Genomic DNA, 16411 nt, shown 5'->3' with positions numbered 1-16411 from the left:
ATCGAGGTTCGAGGGACTCACTCAGTGGCAGAGGCGGAGAGCGTCATCGGTACGCCGGATTCAGCAGGGGCCGACGAGTCGGCCGTCCCCGTGGAGCGGCCGAAGGGCAGGCGCCGGATCCTCGCCCTGTTCCTGGTGGCCGTCGTGGCCTACCTCCTCGACCTCGGCAGCAAGATCCTGGTCGTGGAGAAGCTGGAGGGCCGCGAGCCGATCAAGGTGATCGGTGACCTGCTGCGCTTCGAGGCGATCCGGAACCCGGGCGCCGCCTTCGGCATGGGCGAGGCCTTCACGATCATCTTCACCTGCATCGCCACCGTGGTGATCGTGGTGATCATCCGGCTCGCCCGCAAGCTCTACAGCCTGCCCTGGGCCATCGCCCTCGGCCTGCTCCTCGGCGGTGCGCTCGGCAACCTCACCGACCGGATCTTCCGCTCCCCGGGCGTCTTCGAGGGCGCGGTCGTGGACTTCATCGCCCCGGCGCACTTCGCCGTCTTCAACCTCGCGGACTCCGCGATCGTGTGCGGCGGCATCCTGATCGTCCTGCTGTCCTTCCGGGGCCTGGACCCCGACGGCACCGTCCACAAGGACTGACCACTCCCGGCACAAGGCATACTCGACGGGTGAGTACGAGTCCCGAGATCCGCACCCTGCCCGTTCCCGATGGCCTGGAGGGCGAGCGCGTCGACGCCGCCATCGCCCGCATGTTCGGGTTCTCCCGTACGAAGGCGGCCGAGCTCGCCGCCGCAGGCAAGGTCCAGGTCGACGGCGCCGTCGTCGGCAAGTCCGAGCGGGTCAGCGGCGGCGCGTGGCTCGAGGTCGAGATGCCGGGCGCGCCCGCGCCCGTGCAGATCGTCGCGGAGCCCGTCGAGGGCATGGAGATCGTCCACGACGACGACGACATCGTCGTGATCACCAAGCCGATCGGCGTGGCCGCGCACCCCAGCCCCGGCTGGACCGGCACCACCGTCATCGGCGGTCTGGCCGCCGCCGGCTACCGCATCTCCACCTCCGGCGCCGCCGAGCGCCAGGGCATCGTGCACCGCCTCGACGTCGGCACGTCGGGCCTCATGGTGGTCGCCAAGTCGGAGTACGCGTACACCTCGCTCAAGCGCCAGTTCAAGGAGCGCACGGTCGACAAGCGCTACCACGCGCTCGTCCAGGGGCACCCGGACCCGATGAGCGGCACCATCGACGCCCCGATCGGCCGCCACCCGAACCACGACTACAAGTGGGCGGTCACCGCCGAGGGCAAGCCCTCCGTCACCCACTACGACCTCATCGAGGCGTACCGTGCGGCCTCGCTGCTCGACATCAAGCTGGAGACGGGCCGCACCCACCAGATCCGGGTGCACATGTCCGCCCACCGCCACCCCTGCGTCGGTGACCTCACCTACGGCGCCGACCCGACCATGGCCAAGCGGCTCGGCCTCACCCGGCAGTGGCTGCACGCCGTCCGCCTCGGCTTCGAGCACCCGGGCGACGGGAAGTGGGTCGAGTTCGAGAGCACCTACCCGGCCGACCTCAGGACCGCCCTGGACCGGATCGAGGCGGAGAGCCGGTGACGGGCGGCCTCACCGTTCGGCAGGCCGTCGGGGAGGAGGACCGCGCGGCCTGCTTCGCGGTCCGGCGCGAGGTCTTCGTCGAGGAGCAGGGCGTCCCGCCCGAGCTGGAGTACGACGCGTACGACGCGACCGCGGTGCACGTCCTCGCGGTCCGCGCGGACGGCGTACCGCTGGGCACCGGGCGCCTGCTGTACGGCGCGGACGCGATCGCGAAGACCGGCGCGGACGCCGCCGTCGGCTCCCTGGGCCGGCTCGCGGTCACCAGGGCCGCCCGCGGCCTCGGCGTCGGCGCGGCACTGGTCGGGGCCGTCGAGGAGGCGGCGCGCGAGCGCGGTCTCGGCGCGGTGGACCTGCACGCGCAGACCCAGGCGCTCGGTTTCTACGAGCGGCTCGGGTACGTGGCGTACGGCCCCGAGTTCCCGGACGCCGGGATGCCCCACCGCGCCATGCGCAAGGCCCTGCGCGTCTGATCCGCGCGGAGCGGCGGCCTCCGTGCCCTCCGCCCCCGCCGTCCGCCGCGCCCCCCGGGGCACGCGCCCGGGGGTCATGGCGGAGAAAACGGACGTTCGTGACAAGGTGGGGCCCGTGGATCAACTGGCCCTTCTTTTCCTGCTGCTGCTCGGAGCCGTCCTCACCGTGCCGCTCGGTGAGCGGCTCGGACTGCCCGCACCGGTCCTGATGACCCTCGTCGGGATCGTGCTCGCCCTGCTGCCGTTCGTCCCGAACGTCGAGATCCCGCCGCAGTACATCCTCCCGCTGGTCCTGCCACCGCTGCTCTACGCCTCCGTCCAGCGCACCTCCTGGCGTCAGTTCGCGGCCAACAAGCGGCCGATCTTCCTCCTCGCGGTGGCCCTGGTCTTCGTCACCACGGCCGTCGTGGGCGCCGTCGCGGACGCGCTGGTCCCCGGTCTCCCGCTCGCCGCCGCCCTCGCGCTCGGGGCGCTCGTCGCCCCGCCCGACCCGGTCGCGGCCACCGCCGTCGCCGGGTCGCTCGGCCTGCCGCGCCGGCTGGTGTCGATCCTGGAGGGCGAGGGCCTCTTCAACGACGTCACCGCGATTGTGCTCTACCACGTGGCGATCACCGCCGTCGTCACCGGCCACTTCTCCTGGCCGGAGGCGGCCGGTGAGCTGGTGCTCTCCGGCGTGGTCGCGGTCGCCGTGGGTCTCGGCCTCGGCTGGCTCTCCAACAAGCTGATCGGCGTCCTGGGCGACCCCACGCTCCAGACCGGTCTGACGCTCCTCGTCCCCTTCGTGGGCTACGTCCTCGCCGAGGAGCTGCACGGTTCCGGGGTCCTCGCGGTCCTCGTGACCGCCCTCTTCCTCGCGGAGCACGCGGTCGACGCCGACGACGTCATGGGGCGGCTCGCGGGCCAGACCTTCTGGCAGGTCGTCGACACCCTCGTCACCGGCATCGCCTTCGGGCTCATCGGCCTCGAACTCATCCACGTCTTCGGAGTGGCCGAGGGGCGCGGCCCCGAGATGCTCGGCTGGGGCGCCGCCGTCGTCGCCGTGGTGGTCGGCGTGCGCCTGCTCTGGCTGCTGCCCGCCACCTGGCTGGCGAAGCGGCTGCACACCCGCCGGGACGTGGACGAGGAGATCCCGGTCAGCTGGCGGGAGACCGTCGTCATGTGGTGGGCCGGGATGCGCGGGGTGGCCTCCGTGGCCCTCGCCCTCGCCATCCCGCTCCGCACGGACGACGGGGCGCCCTTCCCCGGCCGGGACGAGATCGTCTTCATCGCCTTCTGCGTGATCATCGCCACCCTGGTCTTCCAGGGGCTCACCCTGCCCTGGCTGGTCCGCCGGCTCGGGGTGCGGGCCGACGCGGACGCCGACCGGGCGATGGAACGCGCCCTGGCCGTCCGCGCGGCCGGGGCCGCCAAGCGGCGGCTCAAGGAGATCGAGGAGGTCGAGGACCTGCCGGACGAGGTGCGCGAGCGCCTCCACCGCGGGGCCTTCGACATCGGGGCGCGCATCAGCCCCGACATGGTGGACGAGGAGCGGCGGGCCGCGTACGCGGAACGTGCGGCGCGGCTGAAGGCGGTGCACCGGATCCAGCGGGAGCTGATGTCGGCGGCCCGGCACGAGGTGCTCGCCGCCCGCAGCGAGCCCGGGGTGGACCCCGAGGTGGTGGACCGCGTGCTGCGGCAGCTGGACGTCCGCAGCATGCACTGAGGCGGTACGCGCGCCGCCCGCGCGACCACCCCCGTCGTACGGATCCGGCCATGGCTCCGTCCGGGAGCGCGCCCGGACCTCCTGTCGTACGGATCCGGCCACCGCTCCGTCCGGGGGCGCGCCCCGGCCTCCTGCCGTACGGATCCGGCCACCGTGCTCCCGCGCGGGAGCCGTCCCCGCCCCGGGGCCGTCCGGCGGGGGTTCTCCGGCGCGGGTGGCAGGATGGCGCGTATGGACATCATGCTTTTCCACTCGGTCCACGGGCTGCGCCCGGCCGTCGGGGCCGCGGCCGACCGGCTGCGGGCCGCCGGGCACCGGGTGTGGGTGCCGGACCTCTTCGACGGCTGGACGAGCGAGTCGGTGGAGGAGGGCATGGCCAAGCGGGACGAGATCGGCAAGGACGAGCTGCTGAGGCGCGCGATCCTGGCCGCCGCCCCGTACTCCGAGCGCGGGCTCGTCTACGCGGGCTTCTCCTTCGGCGCCTCGGTGGCGCAGACCCTCGCCCTCGGTGACGAGAAGGCGCGCGGGCTCCTGCTGCTCCACGGCACCTCGGACCTCGCGCCGAACGTGGCGGTGGACGAGCTGCCCGTCCAGCTGCACGTGGCCGAGCCCGACCCGTTCGAGACGGACGACTGGCTCTCCGCCTGGTACCTCCAGATGCGCCGGGCCGGGGCGGACGTCGAGATCTACCGCTACCGGGGCGCCGGCCACCTCTACACCGACCCGGAGCTGCCCGACTGGGACGCCGACGCGGCCGAGCGGACCTGGGCGGTCGCGCTCTCCTTCCTCGAAGGGCTGGACGGCTGACACGGGCGAAGGCCCCCGGGATTCCCGGGGGCCTTCGCCCGTGGCGACGGGGTGTCAGGCGCGATACGCGACCCAGTGGTCGTTCATGCGGGTCACCTGGCCCGCGGTGAACTGGTACATGCAGGCGTCGTACGTGTAGTCCATGAAGTTGTGGATCGGGTCGACGCCGGCCTTGGAGGCGCAGGTGTCACGGCCGGTCGGGCACTCGTAGGCCGCGCTCTTCTCGGCCGGGGTGTCGGCGACGTAGTCGCCGTTGCCCGTGCAGCCGCCCTGGAAGGTGTGGTAGAGGCCCATCCAGTGGCCGACCTCGTGGGTGGCGGTGTCGCCCTGGTTGTAGTTGGCGGCCGAGCCGCCGGGCAGGGACTTGTCCAGGAGGACGACGCCGTCCATCGACGGGTTGGACTGGTAGGAGGACGGGAAGGTCGCCCAGCCGAGCAGGCCGCCGCTGAGGTTGGCGGTGTAGATGTTCAGCGCGTTGGCGCCGCCCTGGCGGAGGGTCTGCTTCATCTGCTTCTCGGCGGTGGAGCCGGAGGACAGGTTGTACCAGGTGGCGTTGTCCGTGTAGGTGGTGCCGGCCAGCGAGAACTGGAAGTTGGTGTTCACGTTGCCGGTGCCCTGGCCGCCGAAGGCGGAGTTGAGCACGTTCATCTGGTTGCTGATGTCGGTGGCGCTCAGCTTGCCCGTGGTGCCGCTGTGGACGACGTGGAAGTAGACGGGGATGGTGACCGCGGTGGCACCGGCCGTGGCGGTGGCCCGGCCGTTGGCACGGGCGGCTTCCAGCCGCTTGGCCAGATCCGCGTCCATGGCCTTGGCCTTGGCGGCGCTGACCTCGTTGGGCTCGACGGCCTGGGTGGCGGCCCCGCGCGACTTGCGGGCGCCGGAGAAGGCCTCGTGGCCGTGGTCCTCGTGGGTGTCCACGCACTCCTCGGCCGAGGTGCCGGTGGCCAGATCCGTCGACTTGGCGGTGGCCGTCGACGGGGCCGAGAAGGGGGCCAGGGCCAGGGTTCCGGCCAGGACGGCGGTGCCGAGCATACGACGTGACATACGCGGCGTTATACGGACAAGAGCACGCACGGTGACTCCTCGCGGGGGGTGGTGGAGAGGTACTTCCTCGCCACGGCGGGGAGATTACGGGTTCATGTCAGGCCGCCAGCAGGATCGTTCAAGCCCAATCATTCAGCGCGCAATTAGGGGCATCGGGAAGAAAAAATTGCGCCCATTCCGGAGTTTGAGACGTGGACGTAACACCCGGAGGCATGAAGGCGGGTGGTGTGTCCGGATTCGATCTACCGGAACACGCCACCCGCCGTGACGATGTGATCTTCTGTTAACACGATCGATCATGGCCGAAAATCGACCCTGAGGGACCGTCAGTCGGTCAAGTCTTCGCCTCAGCGCACCGGCTGGTACACCCGCTCGACCCGCTGCGTTCCGCTGAGCGTGCGGTAGGAGCGCTCCCAGGAGGTGGTCGCGGCCGGATCCCGCTTGTCGGAGACCGTGTAGTAGTCCATCTGCGCCCGCTCGGCGGTCACGTCCAGGACCCCGTAGCCGTGGTGGTCCATGTCCACCCACTTCACGTGCCGGTTGGCCGCCCGGACGGCGCCGGTCGCCACCACCGAGACCGTCCCGGGAGCCACGCGCAGCAGGTCGTCCAGGTTGTCCGAGGTGACCGAGGTGACCACGAACTCGGTGGCCGCCGACCCCGAGAAGGGGTAGGTCGCCGCCTTCACGGGCACGTCGTTCGCCCAGGCCATGTGGATGTCACCGGTCAGGAAGACGGTGTTGCGGATCGCCCGCGAGGTGAGGTGGGTCAAGAGCTCCCTGCGGTCGTCGGTGTAGCCGTCCCACTGGTCGACGTTGACCGCGAGCCCCTCCTTCGGGAGGCCCATCAGCTCGGCGATCGGCTCCAGGAGGTGCGCCGGGAGCGAGCCGAAGGCGACCGGCGAGATCATCACCGAGGTGCCGACCAGCTGCCAGGCCGCGTCCGAACCGGCGAGCCCGGCCTTCAGCCAGTCCAGCTGGGCCCGCCCGGTGAGCGTCCGGTCCGGGTCGTCGACCGAACCGGAACCCGTCTTCGCCTGGGCGGACCGGAAGGACCGCAGGTCGAGCAGGTGCAGATCGGCCAGCCTGCCGAAGCGCAGCCGCCGGAAGACCGTGCCCTCCGTGGAGGTGCGGACCGGCATCCACTCGAAGTACGCCTGCTTGGCGGCGGCCACCCGGGCCGCCCAGTCGCCCTCCGCGCCCGGCGTGTGGTTCTCGGCCCCGCCGGTCCAGGCGTCGTTGGCGAACTCGTGGTCGTCCCAGATGGCCACGAAGGGATGCGCCGCGTGCAGCGCCTGGAGGTCCGGGTCCGTCTTGTACGTGGCGTGCCGGACGCGGTAGTCGGCCAGCGAGACGATCTCGTGGCGCGGTTCGTGCGCCCGGACCCCGTACGCCGCCTTCGGGTAGACGCCGCTGCCGTACTCGTACAGGTAGTCGCCCAGGTGGAGGATCGCGTCCAGGTCGGGGCGGGCGGCGAGGTGGCGGTACGCGGCGAAGTGGCCGGCCTCCCAGTTGGCGCAGGAGACCACGCCGAAGCGCACGCCGGGCGCCGCGTCGTCGAGTGCGGGCGCGGTGCGGGTGCGACCGGCCGGCGAGACGGTGTCGCCCACCCGGAAGCGGAACCAGTAGGCGGTGGCCGGGCGCAGGCCCCGCACGTCCGCCTTGACCGTGTGATCGGAGGTGGCGCTCGCGGTGGTGGCACCGGTGGCGACGACCCGGGTGAAGGAGCGGTCCTCGGCCAGCTCCCAGTCGACCCGGACATCGGGACCGAGACCGGAGCCGGGCACGGCCTCCGGGGCGGGGGTGACGCGCGTCCAGAGCAGGACGCCGTCGGGCAGCGGGTCACCGGAGGCGACCCCGTGGAGGAAGGCGGTCGCCCCGGTGGCCGCGAGGGCCGGAGAGGCCGCGCCCGCGAGGACGGGGACGGCGACGGCGCCGACCGCGGCGGCCTTGACGACCGTGCGGCGGCTGGGGGCGGGAGATATGAAACGACTGGTCACGGGCGCTCAGATTACTGACCGGTTTGACGGGCGGTCAGGCGAATTCCGGAAAGTTCGCCGAGGCTTCGCCGCGCGGACGCGGGGGTCCGCGAAGAGGTCGCCGCCCGACCCGCTAACCTGGGGCGAAATCAGAACGCCTTTCTAGAATCTGACTCGGAAGCGCGCGGCGACAGGAGGGGGAGAACCATGTCGCAACCCTGGTACGAGGACCGGCCACCGCCCCGGCCGGCGCCCGGCAACCCGTACGCGCCCGCGGGGTTCGGTCCGCCGCCGCCCCCGGGGCCGTACCGGGGACGCCGGCGCGGCCCGCTCGTCGCCGGCCTCCTCGCCCTCGCCCTGCTCACCGGCGTCGGCGGGTACGTCCTCGGTGCGCGCGGCGGCCCGGACCCGTCGGCCGCCGCGCCCACGGCCACCCCGTCGGGCCGGCCTCCCGCCACGGCGGCGCCCGGTCCGGCGACGGCCCGGCCCGGCCCGCAGCGGACCCGCGTCCCGGGCAACGACGAGATCGCGCGGAAGCGTCTGTCCGGGGAGGCGAGCGCCTGGATCGTGGACGACCGGACCGACCTGCCCCGCCGGCAGATCCGGACCGAGGACCTGTGGATCGTCGGGGACACCGCCGTCCAGGCCGTGTACAAGAAGGTCGTCGCCCACCGGCTGAGCGACGGCGCCGAACTGTGGAGCGTCGCCCTGCCGACCCCCGTCTGCGAGACCCCGGTCCACCCCACCCCCGACGGCAAGGTCGTCATCGTCCTGCAGAACGTCGAGGCCTGGACCGGCACCCGGTGCAACCGGCTCCAGATGATCGACCTGAGGAAGGGGACGGCGGGCTGGCACAAGAGACTTGTCGAGACCGGCGGGACGGACGACACGATCATGGTGGACACCGCCATCACCGGCGGCACCCTGGCCGTCGTCCAGAGCATGTCGGCGGCCGCGTACCGGGTGGACGACGGGAACAAGCTCTACGACATCCCGATGGAGCAGCCCGGCAGGTGCCACCCGGGCCGGGTCGCGGGCGGCATCCGGCTTCTGGTGCTCGACGACTGCGCGATCACCGCCGGGGCGAAGGCGTACGCCGGTCTGCGGGAGCTCGACCCGGAGACCGGCAAGGTGCGGTGGCGGTACCGGACCGCACCGGGGCGGGTGATCGGCCAGGTCCTCTCCGAGGAACCGGTGGTGATCACCACGCCGACCAGGGAGAACGGCGCGAAGGACTGGCGGATCGTCGCCCTCGGTCCCGGCGGCAAGGCCCTGCGGACCATCGACCCCCGCCCCAAGGGCTTCACCCACTGCGGGGACTCCGTCGACACCAGCAGCAACGCGCAGGCGTGCGCGCAGGCCGTCGTCGGCCCGGGCATCGTGGTCCTCGGCGGGACCGACCGCGTGGGCGCCTACGACCTCGCGACCGGCAGGCTCGCGTGGGGAGTGAAGTCGGAAGCGACCTCGTACGGCTACTTCCCCCTCCGGGCCGTGCCGGGCAAGGTCGGGTTCGTCCACGAGCTGGGCACCAGCAGCAGGCCCGGGCGGATCTTCCGGATCGGGCCGGGCGGCGTGGACACGATGAAGGACGTCCTGAAGCTGCCGGTGGCCACCGCGCCGTACGAGTTCGGGATGGGCGTCCTGGGGGAGCGGGCCTACGCGGGCGACCGGCTCGTTCTCACCCCCGCGAACCTGGACGGGGACGACGCCCGGCGCGAACCCCGCATGCTGTCCTTCGCCCCCGCGCCCTGACCCACCCGGGCCGCTCCGGCCCGCCGCACGGCGGGCCGGAGCCGCGGGGGGAACGCGGACGGGCGGGGACGCGTCAGCCCTTCAGGGCCGCGTCGACCGCCGTCCGGAACTGCTCCGGGGTCATCGGCGGGTTGTCCGAACCCGCCACCGTCACCGGCTTGCCGTCCATCTTCAGCGTCGGGGTGCCCTTCACCCCGCTGGCGTCGAAGGCCTTCGACATCCTCATCGCCCAGGCGTCGAAGGTGCCGTCCTCCACGTCCTTCTTGAACGCGGCGTTGCTCTTGAGCGCCGGGACGGAGTCCGCGACCTCCAGGAGGTAGGAGTCCTTGGCGAACTTGTCCTGGCTCTCCTCCGGGTGGAACCGGGCCGAGTAGAGGGCGGCCTTGTACGACAGGAACGCCTCGGGGCTCACGTTCAGCGCCGCGCCGAGGGCGGACAGGGCGTTCTTGGAGCCCTCGCCCTGGTCCATGTCGTCGATGAAGGCGGCGCCGACGTACTTGATCTTGTACTTGCCGGCCTCGACGTCCTTCTCAACCGTCGGGCCCACCGCCTGCTCGAAGGTCGCGCAGACCGGGCAGCGCGAGTCCTCGTACAGCTCCAGGGTCTTCTTCGCCGAGGCCTTGCCGATGACGACGGTCGTGCCGTCGGTGCCCGTGGTGTTCTTCGGGGCGGTCACGGCCGTGGCCTTCGCCGCCGCCTCCCAATGGGAGGGCTTGTTCGCCTGCACGACGGCGTAGCCGATGCCGCCGGCGACGGCCAGGACGGCCACGGCCGAGACGCCGACGGTCACCTGCCGGCGCGTCCGGTCCTTCTTCGCCTGGCGCTCGCGCTCGACGCGCAGCCGCTCGCGGGCGGCTGCCTTGCTGGCCTGGCTGTTGCGTGCACTCATGATCGTGATCTCCGTGGAACGGTGGGAAAAGGGAAGGGGAGCCGCGGGGCTCGCTCAGACGACAGCGAGGCCCGGCAGCGGCGGCCCCCGCCGCCCCACCGAGTGCACGAGAAGCCGGGTGCGGGAGGACCGGGCCGGACCCGCGGGCCGCCCGGCCCGCAGCGGAGCCCGCCCACCCGTGCGGAAGAGGGCCGCCACCAGCAGCAGCGGCCGGAACGCGCGGGCCGCCGCCGCGCCGAGCAGCCGGACCAGCGCCCGCTCCCCGCCGCGCAGCCACCACGCGGCGGCAAGGCCCACACCGACGTGCGCGGCGAGCAGCAGCCAGGGCAGCGCGGGGCTCGGCGAGGTCAGCAGGCCCGCGGCCGCCGCGCTCCCGGGCGCCGCCACGCCGGGCAGCGGGCCGCCCACGGCCCCGCCGCAGAAGACCTCCACGCCCACCGAGCGCAGGGAACCGGCGACGGGGCCGCCCGCGGGGCCGTAACAGACGGTCTGCCCGCTGGTGAAGAGGGTGTCCGCCGCCAGCTCCAGCGGGACCAGCAGCCCGGCGATCGGGCCGAATCCGCGCTCCCGGCCGGCCAGCGCGTACGCCGCGGCGAAGACGCCGCCCGCGACCGGGACCACCGTCCCCAGTGGCAGCGGCGCGCCCGAGAGCAGCACGTGCGACGCCACGGACAGCGTCACGGCCAGTGCCGTGAAGAACGCCGCCCGCAGCATCCTCAGCTGCGTCCCTGCCATGTCCATCGTCGTGGAGTGTGCCATGCCGGTCCGTAAGGCGTCCCTAAGCGGAAGCTGTGTACGGCCGTCCGCCGCCCTACAGCCCCGGTATCCGGCCGTTGCGGAAGAGGTCGACGAAGATCTGGTGGTCGGCCCTCGCCCGCGCCCCGTAGCCGTGGGCGAAATCCACCAGGAGCTCGGGGAAGCCCTCCTCGTCGGCGGCGATGGCCGCGTCGATCGCGCGCTCGGTGGAGAACGGCACGAGCGAGTGGCCGCTGGAGTCGTCCGCCGCCGCGTGCATCGCCGCCGTCGCCCGGCCGAGGTCCGCGACGGTGGCCGCGATGTCCTGCGGGTCGTCGATGTCGGCCCAGTCCAGGTCCACCGCGTAGGGCGAGACCTCCGCGACCAGCTGCCCGGTGCGCCGGCCCTCCTCCTCGATCTCCGTCCAGCCCAGCCAGGGATCGGCGTGCGCCTGCAGCGCCCGCTGCGAGATCACGGTCCGGTGCCCCTCGTGCAGGAAGTAGTCCCGCACCGCCGCGTCCTTCACGTGCCGCGAGACCGCCGGGGTCTGCGCCTGCTTGAGATAGATCACGACATCGTTCTCCAGGGCGTCGCTGTGCCCCTCCAGAAGGATGTTGTACGAGGGCAGGCCGGCCGAGCCGATGCCGATCCCGCGCCGTCCCACGACGTCCTTCACCCGGTACGAGTCGGGCCGGACGAGCGAGGCCTCCGGCAGGGTCTCCAGATAGCCGTCGAAGGCCGCCAGGACCTTGTAGCGGGTCGCCGCGTCCAGCTCGATCGAGCCGCCGCCGGGCGCGAACCTGCGCTCGTGGTCGCGGATCTCCGTCATCGACGCCAGCAGGCCGAACCGGGTCAGGGACCGGGCCTCGCGCAGCGCGCCCAGCAGCGCGCCCTCGGCCGTGTCCAGCGTGAACGGCTGCAGTTCGTCGTGCCCGGCGCCGGTGGCGAGGGCGTGGATCCGCTCCCGGTAGGCGGCGGCGAAGATCCGGACCAGGTGGGTGATCTGCTCGTCGGAGAGCGCCTTGGCGTAACCGAGGAGCGCCAGGGAGGCGGCCAGCCGCTTCAGGTCCCAGGTGAAGGGACCGACGTAGGCCTCGTCGAAGTCGTTGACGTTGAAGACCAGCCGGCCGTTGGCGTCCATGTAGGTGCCGAAGTTCTCGGCGTGGAGATCGCCGTGGATCCAGACCCGGCCGGTCCGCTCGTCCAGGTACGGGCCACCGTGCGCCTCGTCCTCCAGGTCGGCGTAGAAGAGGCAGGCCGTGCCCCGGTAGAAGGCGAAGGCGGAGCCGGCCATCTTCCGGAATTTGACGCGGAAGGCCGCCGGGTCGGCGGCGAGCAGGGCACCGAAGGCGGTGTCGAAGACGGCGAGGATGTGCTCACCGCGCTCCTGCGCGGTGGGCTGCGGGACCGACATCGAGGGTGCCTCCTGGGGAAAAGCCGTTCATGACATATGGGACACGTGTTCCAGGCGTTCCAACGTGCGACCGTACCGCCGAGTGCCCGCGTGCGGCGGACGGAGCGACGTAGACTTCCACGGTCCCCCCAGCCACCCCCGTGACCGCTACGGAGACCTCCCGCCGTGACCAAGCCGCCCTTCACGCACCTGCACGTCCACACCCAGTACTCGCTGCTGGACGGTGCCGCGCGGCTGAAGGACATGTTCAACGCGTGCAACGAGATGGGCATGACGCACATCGCCATGTCCGACCACGGCAACCTGCACGGGGCCTACGACTTCTTCCACAGCGCGAAGAAGGCCGGGGTGACGCCGATCATCGGCATCGAGGCCTATGTCGCGCCGGAGTCCCGCCGGACCAAGCGGAAGATCCAGTGGGGCCAGCCGCACCAGAAGAAGGACGACGTCTCGGGTTCGGGCGGTTACACCCACAAGACGATCTGGGCGGCGAACGCCACCGGACTGCACAACCTCTTCCGGCTCTCCTCCGACGCCTACAAGGAGGGCTGGCTCCAGAAGTGGCCCCGGATGGACAAGGAGACCATCGCGCAGTGGTCGGAGGGCCTGATCGCCTCCACCGGCTGCCCCTCCGGCGAGCTGCAGACCCGGCTGCGCCTCGGCCAGTTCGACGAGGCCCTGAAGTCCGCCTCCGAGTACCAGGACATCTTCGGCAAGGACCGCTACTTCCTGGAGCTGATGGACCACGGCATCGAGATCGAGCGCCGGGTCCGCGACGGACTCCTGGAGATCGGCAAGAAGCTCGGCATCCCGCCGCTGGTCACCAACGACTCGCACTACACCTACGCGCACGAGGCCACGGCCCACGACGCCCTGCTGTGCATCCAGACCGGCAAGAACCTCTCCGACCCGGACCGCTTCAAGTTCGACGGCACCGGCTACTACCTGAAGTCCACGGAGGAGATGTACGCCATCGACTCCTCGGACGCCTGGCAGGAGGGCTGCCGCAACACCCTCCTGGTCGCGGAGCAGGTCACCACCGAGGGCATGTTCGAGGCCAAGAACCTCATGCCCAAGTTCGACATCCCGGAGGGCTACACCGAGGTCAGCTGGTTCCGCGAGGAGACCATGCGGGGCATGCACCGCCGCTTCCCGGACGGCATCCCCGAGGACCGCATGCGGCAGGTCGAGTACGAGATGGACACGATCATCTCGATGGGCTTCCCCGGCTACTTCCTCGTCGTCGCCGACTTCATCATGTGGGCGAAGAAGCAGGGCATCGCCGTCGGCCCGGGCCGTGGCTCGGCGGCCGGTTCCATCGTGGCGTACGCCCTCGGCATCACCGACCTCGACCCGATCCCGCACGGCCTGATCTTCGAGCGCTTCCTCAACCCCGAGCGCATCTCGATGCCCGATGTCGACATCGACTTCGACGAGCGCCGGCGCGTCGAGGTGATCCGGTACGTGACCGAGAAGTACGGCGCCGACAAGGTCGCCATGATCGGCACGTACGGCAAGATCAAGGCCAAGAACGCGATCAAGGACTCCGCCCGCGTCCTCGGCTACCCGTACGCCATGGGCGACCGGATCACCAAGGCCATGCCCGCCGACGTCCTCGGCAAGGGCATCGACCTCGACGGCATCACCAACCCCTCGCACCCCCGCTACAGCGAGGCGGGCGAGGTCCGGGCGATGTACGAGAACGAGCCGGACGTGAAGAAGGTCATCGACACCGCCAAGGGCGTCGAGGGCCTGGTCCGGCAGATGGGCGTGCACGCCGCCGGCGTCATCATGTCCAGCGAGACCATCACCGAGCACGTCCCCGTCTGGGTGCGGCACACCGACGGCGTCACCATCACCCAGTGGGACTACCCGAGCTGCGAGTCGCTCGGCCTGCTGAAGATGGACTTCCTCGGCCTGCGCAACCTCACGATCATGGACGACGCCGTCAAGATGGTGAAGTCCAACAAGGGGATCGACATCGATCTCCTCGCCCTGCCGCTCGACGACCCCACGACCTTCGAGCTGCTCCAGCGCGGCGACACCCTCGGCGTCTTCCAGTTCGACGGCGGGCCCATGCGGTCCCTGCTGCGGCTGATGAAGCCCGACAACTTCGAAGACATCTCCGCCGTGTCCGCGCTCTACCGCCCGGGCCCGATGGGCATGAACTCGCACACGAACTACGCGCTGCGCAAGAACGGCCAGCAGGAGATCACGCCGATCCACCCGGAGCTGGAGGCACCGCTCAAGGAGGTCCTGGACGTCACCTACGGCCTGATCGTCTACCAGGAGCAGGTGCAGAAGGCCGCCCAGATCATCGCCGGCTACTCGCTCGGCGAGGCCGACATCCTCCGCCGCGTCATGGGCAAGAAGAAGCCCGACGAGCTGGCGAAGAACTTCACCATCTTCCAGGCCGGCGCGAAGAAGAACGGCTACAGCGACGAGGCCATCCAGGCCCTCTGGGACGTCCTGGTCCCCTTCGCCGGCTACGCCTTCAACAAGGCCCACTCCGCCGCGTACGGCCTCGTCTCCTACTGGACCGCCTACCTCAAGGCCAACCACCCGGCCGAGTACATGGCGGCCCTGCTCACCTCGGTCAAGGACGACAAGGACAAGTCCGCCGTCTACCTGAACGAGTGCCGGCGCATGGGCATCAAGGTGCTCCCGCCGAACGTCAACGAGTCCGAGGCGAACTTCGCCGCCCAGGGCGACGACGTGATCCTCTTCGGCCTCACCGCCGTCCGCAACGTCGGCTCCAACGTCGTCGAGTCGATCATCAAGACGCGCAAGGCCAAGGGGAAGTACAGCTCCTTCCCCGACTTCCTCGACAAGGTCGAGGCCGTCGTCTGCAACAAGCGCACCGTCGAGTCGCTGATCAAGGCCGGCGCCTTCGACACCATGGGCCACACCCGCAAGGGCCTGGTCGCCCAGCACGAGCCGATGATCGACACCGTGGTCGCGGTCAAGCGCAAGGAGGCCGAGGGCCAGTTCGACCTCTTCGGCGGCATGGGCGACGAGGACAGCAGCGAGCCCGGCTTCGGACTCGACGTCGAGTTCTCCGAGGTGGAGTGGGAGAAGTCCTACCTGCTCGCCCAGGAGCGCGAGATGCTCGGCCTGTACGTCTCCGACCACCCCCTCTTCGGTCTGGAGCACGTCCTCTCCGACAAGACCGACGCGGGCATCTCCCAGCTCACCGGAGGCGAGCACGCCGACGGCGCCGTCGTCACCATCGGCGGCATCATCTCCGGCCTCCAGCGGAAGATGACCAAGCAGGGCAACGCCTGGGCCATCGCCACCGTGGAGGACCTCGCCGGCTCCATCGAGTGCATGTTCTTCCCCGCCACCTACCAGCTGGTCTCCACCCAGCTCGTCGAGGACGCCGTCGTCTTCGTCAAGGGCCGCCTCGACAAGCGGGAGGACGTGCCCCGGCTGGTCGCCATGGAGCTGATGGTCCCCGACCTGTCCAACGCCGGGACCAACGCGCCCGTCGTCCTCACCATCCCGGCGCTGAAGGTCACCCCGCCGATGGTCAGCCGGCTCGGCGAGATCCTCCAGCACCACAGGGGCAACACCGAGGTACGGATCAAGCTCCAGGGCCCCCGCACCACCACCGTCCTGCGGCTCGACCGCCACCGGGTCCAGCCCGACCCCGCCCTCTTCGGCGACCTGAAGGTGCTGCTCGGCCCGTCCTGTCTGGCGGGCTGACCCCCGCACGCGCAAGGGGCGCGCCCGTCGTCACGGGCGCGCCCCTTTGCCTTGCCGCGGCAGGCGTCAGTTGTGGCCGAAGCGCTTCTGACGGCCCTTCCGCGCCATGTCACCGGGGGTGACCTGCGCGGCGCGGTGCTCGGCCTGGGACTCGATCGACGACCGCTGCGCCTGCTCGGAGCTGCGCTCGGCCGGCGACTGCTGCTTCTGACTGCGGTTCTGGTTGCGGTTCTTGGCCATGGGGATGATGCCTCCTCGAAGGGATCTAGGGGCCAGGGCCGCTGTCAGACTCACACACCGGGAGAAACGCCGCATTTTGGATCATTGCGGAGCGTCACGGACCGCCGGACGCCAC

The 16411-nt window shown here is 71.2% G+C and carries 13 protein-coding genes; 7 read left to right on the top strand and 6 right to left on the bottom strand.

Annotated features, from left to right (window positions below):
* Positions 1-24: 24 nt before the first annotated feature.
* The 5 genes from lspA to ABTY40_RS08265 all read left to right on the top strand — a co-directional run bounded on the left by lspA (position 25) and on the right by ABTY40_RS08265 (position 4541).
* Positions 25-591 carry a signal peptidase II gene (lspA, locus tag ABTY40_RS08285; RefSeq protein ID WP_352058763.1) on the top strand — a complete coding sequence of 189 codons (567 nt, stop codon included), beginning with the start codon at positions 25-27 and terminating at the stop codon, positions 589-591.
* Positions 592-620: 29 nt separating this feature from the next.
* The gene (locus ABTY40_RS08280) at positions 621-1562 is read left to right on the top strand and encodes an RluA family pseudouridine synthase (RefSeq protein ID WP_352058762.1); all 942 of its coding nucleotides are present in this window, start codon (positions 621-623) and stop codon (positions 1560-1562) included.
* On the top strand, positions 1559-2032 hold the full coding sequence (locus ABTY40_RS08275) for a GNAT family N-acetyltransferase (protein ID WP_352058761.1): 474 nt from the start codon (positions 1559-1561) through the stop codon (positions 2030-2032). The genes ABTY40_RS08280 and ABTY40_RS08275 overlap by 4 nt, the downstream gene beginning before the upstream one ends.
* Before the next feature lie 115 nt (positions 2033-2147).
* The gene (locus tag ABTY40_RS08270) at positions 2148-3734 is read left to right on the top strand and encodes a Na+/H+ antiporter (RefSeq protein ID WP_345281077.1); all 1587 of its coding nucleotides are present in this window, start codon (positions 2148-2150) and stop codon (positions 3732-3734) included.
* 231 nt (positions 3735-3965) lie between these two features.
* Positions 3966-4541 (top strand): dienelactone hydrolase family protein, encoded by a 576-nt coding sequence (locus tag ABTY40_RS08265; protein ID WP_352058760.1) that lies wholly within the window; start codon positions 3966-3968, stop codon positions 4539-4541.
* Between the two features lie 54 nt (positions 4542-4595).
* Here the strand turns inward: ABTY40_RS08265 and ABTY40_RS08260 are convergent, their stop codons facing one another.
* Positions 4596-5585: a zinc metalloprotease gene (locus tag ABTY40_RS08260; protein ID WP_345281073.1), complete on the bottom strand. Its 990-nt coding sequence runs from the start codon at positions 5583-5585 to the stop codon at positions 4596-4598.
* A 347-nt stretch (positions 5586-5932) separates the two neighbouring features.
* Positions 5933-7582: an alkaline phosphatase D family protein gene (locus ABTY40_RS08255; RefSeq protein WP_352058759.1), complete on the bottom strand. Its 1650-nt coding sequence runs from the start codon at positions 7580-7582 to the stop codon at positions 5933-5935.
* A gap of 186 nt (positions 7583-7768) precedes the next feature.
* Between ABTY40_RS08255 and ABTY40_RS08250 the strand changes: the two genes are divergently transcribed.
* On the top strand, positions 7769-9313 hold the full coding sequence (locus ABTY40_RS08250; protein WP_352058758.1) for an outer membrane protein assembly factor BamB family protein: 1545 nt from the start codon (positions 7769-7771) through the stop codon (positions 9311-9313).
* A 73-nt stretch (positions 9314-9386) separates the two neighbouring features.
* Here ABTY40_RS08250 and ABTY40_RS08245 read toward each other — a convergent pair whose 3' ends face one another.
* The 3 genes from ABTY40_RS08245 to ABTY40_RS08235 all read right to left on the bottom strand — a co-directional run bounded on the left by ABTY40_RS08245 (position 9387) and on the right by ABTY40_RS08235 (position 12351).
* Positions 9387-10202, bottom strand: a complete 816-nt coding sequence (locus ABTY40_RS08245; protein ID WP_352058757.1) for a DsbA family protein — start codon at positions 10200-10202, stop codon at positions 9387-9389.
* 54 nt (positions 10203-10256) lie between these two features.
* Positions 10257-10943 (bottom strand): hypothetical protein, encoded by a 687-nt coding sequence (locus ABTY40_RS08240; RefSeq protein ID WP_352058829.1) that lies wholly within the window; start codon positions 10941-10943, stop codon positions 10257-10259.
* Positions 10944-11013: 70 nt separating this feature from the next.
* On the bottom strand, positions 11014-12351 hold the full coding sequence (locus ABTY40_RS08235) for a DUF2252 domain-containing protein (protein WP_352058756.1): 1338 nt from the start codon (positions 12349-12351) through the stop codon (positions 11014-11016).
* 165 nt (positions 12352-12516) lie between these two features.
* On the opposite strand from ABTY40_RS08235, the gene dnaE reads away from it, so the two are divergent.
* Positions 12517-16056: a DNA polymerase III subunit alpha gene (gene dnaE / locus ABTY40_RS08230; protein ID WP_352058755.1), complete on the top strand. Its 3540-nt coding sequence runs from the start codon at positions 12517-12519 to the stop codon at positions 16054-16056.
* Between the two features lie 66 nt (positions 16057-16122).
* Here the strand turns inward: dnaE and ABTY40_RS08225 are convergent, their stop codons facing one another.
* Positions 16123-16296, bottom strand: coding sequence for a hypothetical protein (locus ABTY40_RS08225; protein ID WP_345281060.1), 174 nt, complete (start codon positions 16294-16296; stop codon positions 16123-16125).
* Positions 16297-16411 lie beyond the last annotated feature (115 nt).

Source organism: Streptomyces sp. NPDC126503, assembly GCF_040302405.1.
GTDB classification, from domain to species: domain Bacteria; phylum Actinomycetota; class Actinomycetes; order Streptomycetales; family Streptomycetaceae; genus Streptomyces; species Streptomyces gulbargensis.
This window is presented reverse-complemented; position numbering and strand designations above follow the sequence as displayed.